The following is a 13,841-nucleotide window of genomic DNA, read 5'->3' on the forward strand; positions in this document are numbered from 1 at the left end:
ACGTCAGGTTTGGGTGTACTGCAACTTGGCGGTCGACGTCGAGGCAGTGAACGTGTTCATGAGGAAGTGCAGACCACCTGTAAGTGCGGCAGGCGATTGTCGAAATGCCGGCTTACCTGCGTTAGGAGCAAGACCGATGTGTTTCGGCGGTGGTGTGAAGACGGTTACCCCAGAAGGGTGTCGCGAGCGGAAGTTAGGTCAAGGCCTCCGCGAGGGCGGCCTCCATGTCCCTTCTAGCTTCGCGGGTAAGGGCAAGCAATTTCTCATCGAAGAGGTAGGTTGATCGCTCGGCTGGGACCGCGACGGAAAACGAGGCGATGGCGTTCCCATCACGAGAGTGAAGGCTCATGCCTATGGCACAAACCCCGGCAGCCGTTTCCTGAAAATTGCGGGCATAGCCGTCACGACGCACCTGCTCGAGCTGGCGTAGCAGCTTCTCGAAGTCCGCATCGTTTAGTGCTTCGCCGGCAATCTCGGCTGCCCTGCTCCGATACAGGCGCTCTAACGTCTGAAGGGAAGCCTCCGCCAGCAGAGCCTTCCCTCCCGAGGCGCTTCTGGCGTCTAGGATCACGCCTCGTTGGGAACCGATTCGCAATACTGCTGTGGACTCGACTGCGTCCAGGAACCGCACCTTACTGCCAACTCGGAAGTGTAATGTGACCGTCTCGTTGAGGTAGCCAGAGAGAAGTTCGAGATGCGGAAGGCATGCGTTCCGTACTGTCTTCAATGAGTGGCCCATCACTGGTACGGCACCCAGCGCTGGCCCAGGTAAGTACGCCTTCGAGTCATCGCGAATGGCAAAACCATGATATACAAGCATTGCGAGGAGCCTATGAACGGTTGACACTGCCATGCCAAGCTCATTCGATGCGGTTGAGACCCGCAGTTCCCCTGTGTCTCGCAAAATCTGGATGAGCCGCAGGGCGTTGTCGACGGACGCCACCGCGTACGACGGACGTTGGATCTTGCCTCTATCGACCAAGTTAGTTCCCGTCCGGCTACGTTGATGGATGGCTCACTCTACTTCAGGAACTTAGATCTATACCTGGAATTTCCGCCCTGAAGAAACCCCAATGCCCCGCAGTAACGCGAGGATTGTCGTGGTGGCGGGGGCTGGCGCCATGCGCCAGCCCGAGTCCTCCACATAGTCCCACTCCTGACCTCTACCAGCCCAGGTGCTCTGGGACCGCTGGAAGGTTGTGTTCGACGAGGGACGTTGTATCTTCGCCGACAGAGTATACGTCCCCGATCCACACAAGTGGGGGGGTAGCTACAGCAGGACGGAGCATCGGATGGATTGCGAAGAACTGTCCCGCCTCGACTGTCCATTCCCCGAGGTCCCGGTATCCGTCGGGGGAGACGTTTATGAAGGGATCGTCGGCCATGTCCACGCCGACGCTGTGCCCGAGTTGCTGCACATTCAGTCCAGCGGTCGCCCCCAGTTCGATCACTTGCTTCGCGAAATCGCGTAGGACAACTCCCGGTCGAAGCCAATCCGCAATCCGGTCGCGTATCTCGGCGCGGACGCTGAACATGTCCCGATACTGTCCCGTCGGCTCTGTTGGGCTGTATGTCCGAACGATTTGCGACCCGTAGCCGCCGCCACGGACAATTTCAGCGCTGAAAACGATCGGGTCCGTGGCCGTGATGAACTTGTCATCGCGAGGCACCCAGGCTGCACCGTCGTCGTATCGGCTTGTCATCAACCAAAGCCGGTCCTCGACGCCCTCGGCCCTGATCGCATGCTCTACCGGGGCTACGGCTTCTGCCTGCGACATGCCGGGGCGCACGCTCGCGGCGAAGACTTCCTGCGCGAGGCTGCAGACCCGCGTAGCCTCGCGCACGAAGTGCGCCTCTTCTTCGCTCTTGTTCCCGCGCAGGTTCATGAGCATTGCATCGGCATCGATGAACTCGACGCCAGGATTCCTGTTGGTCAGCGTGAGGTAGTCCACTGCTCGCCAACCAATCAAGCCGTTTACGGCGATTCGGTCGCCGGTACCCCAGCGAGCATGAATCTCATCGGCCAGACTCTCATGGATGTGGTTAGGTGACAGCCGAACATCGGAGATCCAGGATAGTCGTGATACCCAGTATTGGTCAGTTGGCTTGTCTACGAACAGGATGGGATCGTCATCGACGGAAATCAGCAAGAGGTTCACCGCCGAGGGAAGAACCATGGTGTTGGTGTAATAGCGTAGTGCTGCCTCACCAAAAATGTGGTGCTGTCCGCTTAATGCAATCGCAGCGAATCCGTTATCCTTGAGCGCTGTCCGCAATTCGGCGAACCGCCTGTCGCGCTCTTTGGAACTAAACTGCAGTGTCTCCGTCGTCATTAGGACCTCCGTTGTCGTCGTTGGCATGGTGGTAGTTCGTGAGACTGATCTCATTTACGATCGAGGGCTGCGCGGCACCGTTCTGCGAAGTTTGATGCAACGCGGTGAGGCACGTATGCAATGTGAGCAGCGGTGCAATCGGTGCGGCCTCGTCCCCCAGAAGTCAGGCTCACCGTCACTCTACGAGGTAGGGTGCAAGGGGCGCTATCCAAATTCTTCAAAGCGGAAAACACGGCGCTCGGGCCGTAGTCCAGCTCTGGATTGCAGGCGAAGGCAGATGCCTCGACCTAACGCGCTGAGAACCGCAGGGCCAGGATGAGCCCGGCCTGTGGTCAGTAAGCGAGCCCAAGGGGTCGCGGCCGGCACCGGGACGTCGCCCAGATCTTCCCAGGACCGACTTGTGGGGCCACCGGTGCACATCGATAGAGAACCATCCGAGCGCACTGCCTGCACTTCCAAGTCCTAAGTCGACGAATCAGTTCGGGCAGATGCCGTCACGACCCAGGATGGGTTTCCGTTTTGCAGAAAAGCACTATGGGCTTGTTGATTGCGGCTATAGGCTCAAGACACCCGCAGCAGACCGGCATCGCATCCGCGATGGACCCCGGTGCGCGGACAGAGTCAATGAAGATTCCAGGAGGCTATCTGTGAGCAAAACCCACCACGGCAGTGCTCGATTCTTGGTCAAGACGGCCCTCGCCGCGACCGCGCTGCTCCTACTATCTGCCTGCGCCGGGGGAGGCGGGGGAGAGGCGGTGTCGTCGGCAGGTACAAAAACCACCCTTGAACTGTCTGTGGGCACGTTGCCTTTCTCGACGCTCGCACCTTTCCACATCGCTGATGAAGAAGGTCGGTTCAAAGACGCCGGACTTACGATCAAAACACACGAAGCAGCCAGCGGTGCGGCACAGGTTGCCGCGCTGATGGCCGGCGATATCGACATCACTTACACGAATTTCGTCACCGCTTTCCAGGCATCCCAGCAGGGCTTGCCGGTGCAGATATTCCTCGTGAACGACCTGGGCAGTACAGGCAAAGATCTAAACAGCGGCCTGATGGTTGAGCCGGGTTCCCCCATCCAGAAGCCGGCCGACCTTAAAGGCAAGAAGATCGCTATCAACTCGCTGGGCGCAGTGATGGAGATGACCACCCGGCGCATTATGGAGGACGCCGGCGTCGGTGAGGGTGACTACGAGCTGGTTGAGATTCCGCCACCGAATATGATTGCGGCACTGGATGGCGGCCAGGTCGACGCCGCCTGGATTGCTGAACCGTTCTTGACAATCGGCATCCAAAGCAGCGGTCTTCGTCAGGTGGCTCCAGCGTTTTACGGTCGCACCGCGGGAATTCCTCAGTCCGGCTGGGTGACCACCAAGCAGTTCGCCGAGAAGAACCAAGAGGCGCTGGCTTCCTTCACAACTGTGATGAAGCAGGTTCTCGAAGAATCTACTGCCGACAAGGCGCAGGCCAAGGTCAAGGAAGCCATTCCGACTTTCACTGACATCTCAGCCGATGTGGCCGGCAAGTTCACGTATCTCGATTTCGACCCCGCCAATGATCTCGATGGCTTGCCGAAGCTACAGGACGAGATGATCCGCTACAAGATCCTGGACGGGCCCGTTGACCTTGAACAGCTCGTTTTCAAACCATAGGCACGGAAAATCGCCGGGGCGGGCCGTTGAACGCATACTCACCGGCGATTTTCGTGAGGAGTGTCTTTCAGTAAGAAAAGGACCCGGCATGTGGTTGCTCATGCCTGTCCGACCGAGGGAGAGTTATGAAGGCGTTAATGCATTCGGCTGATCTGGGTGTCTTACCCAGTAAAGCAGCCAATGACCCAGGCCCAAAGACGACGCCTGAGCCATATAAGAAAGGTCTTTCACACCAAATCGCGTCTCGGGTTCCGTTCCTCGAAACCGCGGGGATTGTCGCGTTCCTGTTGATCTGGCAGTTGCTACCGTCAGTCGGGCTCGTGAGTGAGCAGGTGCTGCCGGCTTTCACCACCGTGGCCGCTACCTTGGTCACGGAGATAGCCACAGCTGCGTTTTGGATGGCGGTCGCCAACACACTTGCGGCATGGCTGCTCGGACTGGCGATCGCGATCGTGAGCGGGGTGGGGCTGGGCTTCTTCGTCGGGTCGTCTCCGTTCCTTCGCAAGGCCACCCACTCGACAATTGAGTTCCTTCGGCCGATCCCATCTGTTGCTCTGATCCCGGTGGCTATTCTTTTGTTCGGCATTGGCATCGAATCCGCGCTGATGCTGGTGGTGATCGCCTCATTCTGGCCCGTCTTTATCCAGATGCTGTACGGGGTAGCCGACGTTGATAGTGTCGCTGACAGCACGGCAAGGAGCTTCGGAATCACGGGCTTTTCCCGCATTCGGTTCGTTGTTTTCCCCACAGCTCTTCCCTACCTCATGACGGGCATTCGCCTGTCCGCCGCCATCGCACTCATTCTTGCCGTCACTGCTGGGCTTGTGATCGGGACGCCGGGACTGGGCAGTGAAGTGGCATCTGCACAAGAGGCCGGAGCGAACGAGCGGTTGTACGCTCTTGCCCTAAGCACGGGCGTTCTCGGTGTCGCTATCAACCTAGTCACACGGCGCGTAGAACGTCTCGTTCTGAGATGGCACGCCTCGGTTCGATCGGAGACTTACGCATGAGCATCGTCCGCCGGGTTGGTTATCTGCTTGCCCTCCCACTAATTCTCATCGCGGTTTGGTGGATAGTGACCGCCCAGAGCCCGAGCCTGTACTTTCCCGGGCCCCGAAGCATCGGCGAGCAGTTCGTCAAGACCTGGATAGGCCCTCGATTCCTCACAGAAGTCCTGCCCAGTCTTGCCCGTTTCCTCCTCGGGGTCATTCTGGCCATCATCATCGGAACGGTATCCGGTGTGGTCATAGGTTCAGTCCGATGGTTGCGCAAGTTCACAGAACCGGGGCTTGAATTCTTCCGGGCGATTCCACCGCCCATTCTGCTCCCCATCCTTATGATCGTTCTTGGGATAAATGACACCATGCGGATCGCTGTCATCGTAACCGGGTGTATTTGGCCGGTCCTTCTAAACACCGTCGAGGGAGTTCGAGCCGTTGACTCCGTGCTTGCCGAGACAGCACGGACCTATGGGATCGGCGGCGCTGCGCGTATCCGATACCTGGTAGTTCCCTCAGCCGCCCCCCAAATCATGGCGGGCATCCGTCAGTGCCTCTCAGTCGGCCTGATCCTGATGATTATCTCGGAGATGTTCGCCGCCTCATCCGGACTCGGTTTCTCGATCGTGAAGTTCCAACGCACGTTCGCCATCCCTCAAATGTGGTCCGGCATCCTGGTCCTTGGTCTCATCGGGGTTGCCGTTGCGTTCCTCTTCCAATTCCTCGAGCGCAGGGTACTGCGCTGGTACAACGGCCTGAAAGATACACAAAATGCTGCCTGAACAAACAGTTACAAATGATCAACTTCAAAGCCACGCGGACGCTCTGCTATCGGTCAGGTCCCTAAAGAAGGTTTATCGAACCGACGCCGGAAGCGTGGAAGCAGTACGCGATCTGACATTCGATCTGAGGCCAGGCGAGCTCGCATGTCTTGTGGGCCCCTCAGGGTCGGGCAAGACCACGTTGCTCAAGTGCATTGCCGGGCTCATGGCACCGACGTCAGGCGAAGTGCTGCTGGACGGAAAGCGAGTGGACGGCCCACCCAAGAAGATGGCTGTCGTCTTTCAGGAGTACGGTCGCTCACTGTTCCCGTGGATGCGAGTGGCGGAAAACGTCGAACTGCCCCTACGCAATCGTGGCATGTCCAAGGCCGAGCGTGGGCCGCTCGTCGCCGCAGCACTCGAAGCAGTCGGCTTGTCGCATGTGCCACGGTCGTATCCATGGCAGCTCTCAGGGGGGATGCAACAACGAGTGGCCATCGCCCGTGCGATCGCCTACCAGCCCGAAGTCCTACTAATGGATGAGCCGTTCGCCGCCGTGGACGCTCAAACGCGGGCAGACCTCGAAGATTTGATCCGTAAGATCTGGCGCGATTTTGGGGTTACGATCCTCTTCGTCACCCACGACATCGACGAGTCGGTCTACCTCGGTCAGCGCGTAATCATCCTTTCGAGTTCGCCCACAGTGGTACAGGAGGACATCCTCATCGATCTCCCCGAACGCCGCGATCAGCTCGAAACAAGAGCCCTCCCACGGTTCACCGAGCTACGTCATCACGTCTACGAACAAATCCAGCTCGCCAAGCAAGGGCACCGCAAAACCACGGTGGACGGGTAACAATCCCTACCAGAAGGAGGAAGGTCTCCATGAGACGCGTAACAACAGGTTATGACCCCAACCGCCAATCCACCATTGTCTCCGACGAACCAATCGAAGCCACACAAGATCCGTCGCGTCCGGGCTTCGCCATGCACCATGTCTGGGGAGCCGATCAAACACTCAGCTACCCGGAGGACGGATCAGTTCCGGCGGCAGTCGAGCAATTCCCATCAGCCGGCGGGGTGAGAGTAACAATAGTCACTTTCCCATCTGGCCACGGAACTTCCCGGGAGCCGGGAGGACTGGGAATGCACGCCACAGACACCACAGACGTCACCCTCGTTCTCGCCGGGAAGGCCATGCTCGAAATGGGCGACGGAAGCGTGGTCGAAGTGAATACCGGCGACACCGTCGTGCAACACGGAACGCTGCACGAATGGCGCAACCCGTACGATGAACCATGCGTACTAGCAGTGACGCTAGTCGGTGCCAAAAGAAACCAGGATCACCACACGCCATGACCCCTGCCGATGGCTACAGAGTAGGTCGTTCACGCAGAGAAGGGCGGTAAACGCTCTGGGAACAAAAGGCTGAGCGGGGCAGAAATGCCTATCGTTCCATCCTCCCGGCGTCCAAGGAGAATCAGGCGAAGGCTTTGTCGTCAACGGGTGTCAGGCACCCGCGGGTGTAAATGCGCAAACAACTGGGCCGCGCGGGCAATGTCAGGTGAGGACCTAGTAAACAAAGTCGCGAACTCCTCCCTATTGGGATTTGTACCCACGGGGTTCGCAATAGCAACGGAGAGCATAATTCATGGGAACTCTTGAGGGAAAAGTCGTTCTTGTCACCGGCGGCGGTGGTGGGATGGGTTCGGTTTCCGCCAGCCTTTTTGCGGCCGAGGGAGCGAAGGTGGTCGTTGTAGACAATTCTGCCGAGCGCGCCAGGCAAACTGCGGACACGATCAAGAGGGACGGCGGACTAGCCGTTGACATTCAAGCCGACACATCGAGTGAGACAGACTGGACCCGAGTCGTCGATGGGACCCTCGGCCGATTCGATCGCATCGACGGTTTGGCAAATTTCGCGGCAGTCCACAGCGCAGCGGGCCTCGAAGCTACTAGTTTGACGGCTTGGCAACTCACGTTGGATGTCAATCTAACGGGCACATGGCTTGGCATGCGCGCGGTCGTCCCAGTGATGCGGCGCCAGAAAAGCGGTTCGATCGTCAACGTGGGGTCAATTGATGCACTGGTTGGTAGCGGAAGTAAGTCTGCATATCATGCGGCAAAGGGCGGCGTAAGGCTGCTGAGCCGATCCGCCGCACGAGAATACGCGCCCCACGGTGTCCGGGTGAACTTGGTGCACCCCGGCCCTATGGAGAACCGGATGCACGAAGCCGCGACTCCGAAAATGGCCGCGAAGGAGCGGGCAGCGTTCGAAGTCCAGGCCCGGGCGGAAATCCCGCTCGGGCAGCTTGGGCGACCCATAGACGTAGCGTACGCGGTTCGATATTTGCTCTCAGACGAGAGTGCCTATATCACCGGGATTGACCTGCCTGTCGACGGCGGCCTCACAGCCTAGGGTTTCCACTCGCCGCCGGAGCGTCCATTTCGGATAAAGCAGACAACCCTAGTCGCCAGAAATCCGTGCCTGAGTGTCGTGCTCTTGCTTGGTTATGGTGGTCTAGCCCATAAGGGTTCTCCGACGTCTCCGAGCCACATCCGCTCCCATTTGCGATTCCAAGTACAACACAACCTCGGAGAGCACTTTGCTCCCCGACCAAAACTATTGACTGCAAGAACAGCGAGAGGGAAATTATGACATTGCACGATCCACTCGGATACGAAGGAAAAAAGATCATTGTGACCGGCGGTGGTGGTCAGGGAATGGGGGCGGCCACCGTCGAGGCTTTAGTTCATGCGGGCGCTGAAGTTCACGTGCTCGACTTTAAAGAACCACCGGTAGTCGTGGCCAGTCACCGCTCTGTGGATTTGAAAGACCCGACGGCAATGTATGAGGCGGTTAACGCGATCGGACCCGGAGTCGACGCGCTTTTCAACTGCGTAGGCGTGCCCGGAACCCGAACGAGCAACCTAGACACCTTCCTAATCAACTTTGCCGGAGTCCGCCATCTCACCGAGTCCGTCGTCGAGAACATGAACGACGGGGGCGCCATTGCAACAATCGCTTCGGTTGCCGGTCGCGGTTGGGAACAGAATGCCGCTCTTTACAACGAGCTATTAGAAACGCCCGATTTTGATTCAGCCGCCGCGTGGTTCGTGGAGCACCCCGAGATCGTGCCCACATCCGGATTTACCGCAACTGCCGGCTACCGCGTTTCCAAGGAGGCTGTAACAGCCTGGGCGGTCCTGCGAGGTCCTTCACTCGGGGCCAGACAGATCCGGCACAACGCCCTAATGCCTGGATTCACGGAGACTCCGATGTCGACGGACTTCCGTGAAACATTCGGTGATCGCTTGGCTGAAACCCACCCTACTCCGCTAGGGTCCTTCCTCCGCCCCGATGAGCCTGCGAAGGCGCTGCTGTTCCTCAACAGTCCCCTCGCTTCAGGTATCACCGGCTCAACCCTGATGGTAGACGGTGGATCCTCCGCGGCACTGCGTGCGGCCGAACTCCTATCATCAAAGGCAAGCTGACAGCGTAAGTTGACGCTGGAGGAGGCGAGTCAACTAAAACTGGTATTGGACCACAGCCAGACCTGCGGAATTAGGTTTGCTCACTTTTCTGCGACATCCATTTACCTGTTTGGCTGGTGAGGGGCCAATTTGCGGTCCCTGTCAATGTGGGGGATGCTGCAGCACTGTCGGTGGTGACCGATTCCGGTCGACACAGGTATTGGGCCCGCTGACCTTCGAGATATCCGGCACTGGGGTGGAAGGCACCCACCACCGGGTGTTGGCGGCGTCCGTCAAGCCGGCCGGCAAGTACTGGAGTTGAAACCCAACCACGTTGCCGAACAGAGACGGGTCCGAAAAGTTGGGCCATCACGACCGACGTGCTGGATTTGGAAGGGCTTACGGTTGCGTACTTGGCCTGCCTAGGCGTCCTGTCCTAATAGGCGAAATTGGCTCTTCACTATTGAGTCGTGGGACCGGTTGGTCTGGCTTCTGGATGGGCGTGGCGGCCTCGGCTTGCTGGACGCAGGATGGTCTGGTGAGGCGGGTCTGACTGTCGGCTCTTCTGACATCACCCCCATGGTGATTGTCCTGACCGCGACGTGTCGGCCGACCTGGCTCATTTTCGAAGTGCAGCCCGGCAGGCCGTCATGTCCTGATAGGAGTCTGGCGAGTCCCCCATAGTGAACTGACTGACGCCACCGAGCTGCGCACCCGACAACGAGGAAGGGCGCAGTTTCCATGGTGAGCGAGAAGCAGATGAAGGTCTACGGCGGGATCGACACGCATGCCGATACGTCGCGGTCATCGACGCAACAGGACAACGGGTGGCGGATGTGCAGGTGCCGGCTACCCGCTGCTGGCTACCAAGCGGCGTTACGGTTCCTGGGAACGTGGCCGGCATTCGTGAGCGTGGGCATCGAGTGCACCGGTTCCTATGGGGCCGCGGTGACCCGTGTCGTCCGCGAGGCCGGTATTGAGGTGTACGAAGTCAACCGGGCGAACCGCTTCGATCGCAGGCTCCGGGGCAAGACTGACGTCTTCGACGCATACTCGGCCGCCGAAGCGGTACTGTTCGGGCGCGCAACGGCTGCACCAAAGGGCTGTGACGGCCTCGTAGAGTCTAGCTACGGGCCACCTGGCGTGGGGTACGCACGACAAGATCCTCAGCATTCACGGCCAGGACCGCCACGATCAACCAAATCAAGGGCATGCTGATTGCAGCATCTGAGCAACTCCGAGCCCGCTACCGTGACCTGTCAAACACCAAACTGATCGCCGTGCCGGCGACGTCGAGACCACCGAAAAAGCCGGTCACAGCGGCCGAGGCCACGGCCTACAGCCTGCGTCTTCTCGCGCGGTGTTGGCTGGCCTCGGCATTGATGAGCTGCATCCGGTCCGCGCACGACTTCCAAGGCTCGGAAACGAAGGCCTGGGCACGGTTCGAACCAAGGATGACACCGATCGCGGACCTGGACACCGGGCAGGTTCTTGGCGTCGTGGATGGGGGCGGGACCACAAGTGTGTCGGGGACTGGCTGCTCGCCCGGCATCTGGAGTGGCAGCTGGCCGAGCAAGTCGTTGCGATCGACGCCTCCGCGGCGTTCCGGACGGCGCTTTCACCCCGGCGTCTTTCGGGACGAGTGTTTTCACGTCCACTGCACCCATTCTCCTGCGGCAGGTTCGGAAGCCACTTCACACAAAGAGCAGTGGTCTGATCCATCGCTGCGCGCGCGTAAGCCGTGCTGATCAGTGGGAACACGAAACTCTCATTACCGCTGAGCGAGAAATGGGCTGTGGGTGAGCAAGCGACCTTCGCATAGTTGTATTCACACAGCTTTTGTAGAAGGGAACCAATTGTGCAGGAATCAAGGATGATTCAGGATAAGCAGTACTTTGACGCGATCGTGGTGGGCGCCGGGTTCGCCGGTATCTATTCCGTTTACAGGCTCCGCGAGCTAGGCCTTTCCGTCCGTGGGTTGGAAGCCGGCGATGGAATTGGGGGCACTTGGTATCACAACCGGTATCCAGGTGCGCGGTGTGATATAGAGTCCCTGGACTATTCATACGCATTTTCTGACGAGTTGCAGCAGGAGTGGCGTTGGACGGAACGCTATGCGTCGCAGCCGGAAATTCTCGAATACATCAATCATGTTGCTGATCGTTTTGATCTGCGTCAGGACATTCAGCTCAACACTCGTGTAAGCGGTGCCACGTTTAGCGAAGCGGAAGATCGATGGACCATTACGACGGAGGCGGGGGAAGTCTTTTCCGCTAAGTATGCCGTCATGGCGACGGGTGTTCTGTCCGTAGCGCAGGTCCCCTCCATGACGGGGCTGGAGTCGTTCGACGGTCCTTGGTATCACTCCGGCGACTGGCCAAAGGGCGGCGTTGAGGTCGCAGGTAAGAGGGTCGGCGTCATTGGAACAGGGTCTTCCGCAACGCAGATGATTCCGTTACTGGCCGAAGAGGCCGAGCACCTTTATGTCTTCCAGCGAACGCCGAACTTCACTATGCCGGCGCAGAACTATGCGATGAAGCCTGAGGTCGAAAGAGAATGGAAGGCTTCGTACGCTGAGCGCCGGAAATTCGCGTGGGCCTCAAACTTTGGTCATAACCAGGTAAGCAATCCTAAATCCGGCAAGGAAGTGACTTCGGAGGAACGGCTCGCGGAATTTGAGAACCGATGGGAACTCGGGGGACTGTACATGATGCGCGCCTTCAAGGACATCCTGACTGATGCCGACGTTAACGATGAAGCAGCGGAGTTCGTGCGCGAAAAGATCCGCGACATCGTTGCGGATCCACAGACTGCTGAGGCCCTTTCTCCGCGCGGACTCTACCTCGGCACGAAACGCCTGTGTTCAGGGACCAACTACTATGAGACCTTCAATCGGTCGAACGTGACTTTGGCCAACGTCAAGGATGCTCCGATTGAGCGGGTCATCCCCTCCGGAATTCGAACGGCTGGTGGCGACTACGAAGTGGACGTTCTGGTCTTCGCCACCGGGTTTGATGCCATGACCGGAGCTATGAGGAGGATTAATCCCGTGGGCCGTAACAGCGTGAATCTTGCGGAGGCTTGGTCGGCGGGACCGCGCACCTACCTTGGGTTGACCGTTGCCGGATTTCCCAACATGTTCATCCTTGCAGGTCCCGGGAGCCCCTCAGTGTTCAGCAACATGGTTACGTCTATTGAGCAACATGTGGACTGGGTTGCCACGTGTGTTGCCCACATGGAATCCGAGGGACGGAGCACAATCGAAGCAACAGTTGAAGCCCAGGACAACTGGACGGAGCACGTAAGTGATCTGGCAAGCAAAACCCTCTACGCGCATTCGCGGAATTCCTGGTTCTACGGTGCCAACACCCCGGGCAAACCGGTGGTCTTCATGCCCTATGTCGGGGGAGTAGGAAACTACCACAAGCGGATAACAGAGGTGGCCGCAGCCGGATTCGAAGGCCTTCGATTCGATGCAGGGCAACTGCAGCCGAACACATCCACGAGAGCCGAGCAAGAGTCAGCCACGGATCCTGAGCCCAGCGTCGTCGCTTGACCACCAGCCGCCAAGGGCATTGCCCCATGCGGGCCACAGTGGAAGTACCGAAAAAGGACACCGTGATCGGGGTTGATCAGGGTTCAAGGCAAGGAGCAGAAATTGAGCAAAACGACGGCTGAGACCGGCCAGCTGGCCCCGACGACTCTACCGGAGCGCCACGTACAAACCGGTGGATTCAAGACCCGCTTCCTTGAAGCAGGAGACCCGCAGGCGGACATCGTCCTGCTACTTCATGACGGAGCCTGGGGCGGGTCCAGCGACGTAAGTTGGTCCCGTTGCCTACCGCTGCTTGCGCAGCGCTACCGGGTACTTGCCCCGGATTTTCTAGGTTTCGGAGGGAGCGACAAGGCCACGTTCTTCGATCGATCCCCTTACCAGCCCCGCATCACGCAACTGGAAGACCTCATGGAGGTTCTTGGCATAAGCGTGCCTGTGCACATCGTCGGAACCTCCTTTGGCGGGTCCGTTGCACTCAGGCTTCTGGTTGAAGGCAACCTGCCGATACGTTCTGTAACGTCGATTGGCGGCTCGGGGGGGCATGGGAAGACAGAGATCATGAAGGAACAACTCGGCAGGTGGGACGGCTCCCGCGCCGACCTCGCCAGGATACTCCGATTCCTGACGGAGGAGGATGACCATTTTGAACGCCAGCTTGCGGCGCGCTTCAAAGCCGCGAGCACTCCCGGACACTACCGTGCGGTCGCCTCCGCGGCCATGTCAATTCCGGCATCCATGCGGAACACGATCGAGCCGGACCGGTGGCCCGATGCGCTTCAGCGAAGTGATGTACCAACCCTGCTTATAGCGGGTTTGCACGATCAACTTTTCGACCCGGAATGGCCCGACCGCATCGCGGACGTCATTGCCCACGCGACCATAAAGCGGATTGACTCCCTTCACTCGCCCAATCTTGACCGCCCCCACGAAATTGCCGAGTTAGTCCTCCAGCATCTCCAGACTGCCGAGCGCGCAAGTACGTTCTTCAACGTAATCCGGAGCGAAAATCGGGTTGAAGAGCCGGAGGTACTTCGGCCGAACCAGTACGCCCAGGCCAAGTCCTGATC

General features: G+C 58.9%; 12 protein-coding genes. 10 read left to right on the forward strand and 2 right to left on the reverse strand.

The genetic code is table 11. The features are described from left to right. Positions 1 to 193: 193 nt before the first annotated feature. Entirely contained in the window at positions 194 to 943 is a 750-nt protein-coding gene (locus ACFVVC_RS03900; protein ID WP_387449446.1) for an IclR family transcriptional regulator, read from the reverse strand. A gap of 220 nt (positions 944 to 1,163) precedes the next feature. Continuing rightward, positions 1,164 to 2,333, reverse strand: a complete 1,170-nt coding sequence (locus ACFVVC_RS03905; protein ID WP_387449448.1) for a M24 family metallopeptidase — start codon at positions 2,331 to 2,333, stop codon at positions 1,164 to 1,166. 647 nt (positions 2,334 to 2,980) lie between these two features. Between ACFVVC_RS03905 and ACFVVC_RS03910 the strand changes: the two genes are divergently transcribed. From ACFVVC_RS03910 to ACFVVC_RS03955, 10 genes are all read left to right on the forward strand, one after another. Further along, positions 2,981 to 3,985 (forward strand): ABC transporter substrate-binding protein, encoded by a 1,005-nt coding sequence (locus ACFVVC_RS03910; protein WP_387449450.1) that lies wholly within the window; start codon positions 2,981 to 2,983, stop codon positions 3,983 to 3,985. A 125-nt stretch (positions 3,986 to 4,110) separates the two neighbouring features. Beyond that, on the forward strand, positions 4,111 to 4,995 hold the full coding sequence (locus tag ACFVVC_RS03915; RefSeq protein ID WP_387449453.1) for an ABC transporter permease: 885 nt from the start codon (positions 4,111 to 4,113) through the stop codon (positions 4,993 to 4,995). After that, positions 4,992 to 5,765 carry an ABC transporter permease gene (locus tag ACFVVC_RS03920; RefSeq protein WP_387449455.1) on the forward strand — a complete coding sequence of 258 codons (774 nt, stop codon included), beginning with the start codon at positions 4,992 to 4,994 and terminating at the stop codon, positions 5,763 to 5,765. The genes ACFVVC_RS03915 and ACFVVC_RS03920 overlap by 4 nt, the downstream gene beginning before the upstream one ends. Continuing rightward, positions 5,755 to 6,600, forward strand: coding sequence for an ABC transporter ATP-binding protein (locus ACFVVC_RS03925; protein ID WP_387449457.1), 846 nt, complete (start codon positions 5,755 to 5,757; stop codon positions 6,598 to 6,600). The genes ACFVVC_RS03920 and ACFVVC_RS03925 overlap by 11 nt, the downstream gene beginning before the upstream one ends. A 29-nt stretch (positions 6,601 to 6,629) precedes the next feature. Next, positions 6,630 to 7,103: a cupin domain-containing protein gene (locus ACFVVC_RS03930; protein ID WP_387449459.1), complete on the forward strand. Its 474-nt coding sequence runs from the start codon at positions 6,630 to 6,632 to the stop codon at positions 7,101 to 7,103. A gap of 292 nt (positions 7,104 to 7,395) precedes the next feature. Then, positions 7,396 to 8,163 (forward strand): SDR family NAD(P)-dependent oxidoreductase, encoded by a 768-nt coding sequence (locus tag ACFVVC_RS03935; RefSeq protein ID WP_387449461.1) that lies wholly within the window; start codon positions 7,396 to 7,398, stop codon positions 8,161 to 8,163. Positions 8,164 to 8,399: 236 nt separating this feature from the next. Beyond that, positions 8,400 to 9,239 carry an SDR family oxidoreductase gene (locus ACFVVC_RS03940; protein ID WP_387449463.1) on the forward strand — a complete coding sequence of 280 codons (840 nt, stop codon included), beginning with the start codon at positions 8,400 to 8,402 and terminating at the stop codon, positions 9,237 to 9,239. Between the two features lie 813 nt (positions 9,240 to 10,052). Next, positions 10,053 to 10,436: a transposase gene (locus ACFVVC_RS03945; protein ID WP_387449844.1), complete on the forward strand. Its 384-nt coding sequence runs from the start codon at positions 10,053 to 10,055 to the stop codon at positions 10,434 to 10,436. Positions 10,437 to 11,091: 655 nt separating this feature from the next. Beyond that, positions 11,092 to 12,774: a flavin-containing monooxygenase gene (locus ACFVVC_RS03950; RefSeq protein ID WP_387449465.1), complete on the forward strand. Its 1,683-nt coding sequence runs from the start codon at positions 11,092 to 11,094 to the stop codon at positions 12,772 to 12,774. 102 nt (positions 12,775 to 12,876) lie between these two features. Then, a complete protein-coding gene (locus ACFVVC_RS03955; protein ID WP_387449467.1) occupies positions 12,877 to 13,839 on the forward strand; it encodes an alpha/beta fold hydrolase in 963 nt (320 codons plus the stop codon). Positions 13,840 to 13,841: the final 2 nt, after the last annotated feature.

The organism is Pseudarthrobacter sp. NPDC058196 (assembly GCF_042882685.1).
Taxonomy (GTDB): domain Bacteria; phylum Actinomycetota; class Actinomycetes; order Actinomycetales; family Micrococcaceae; genus Arthrobacter.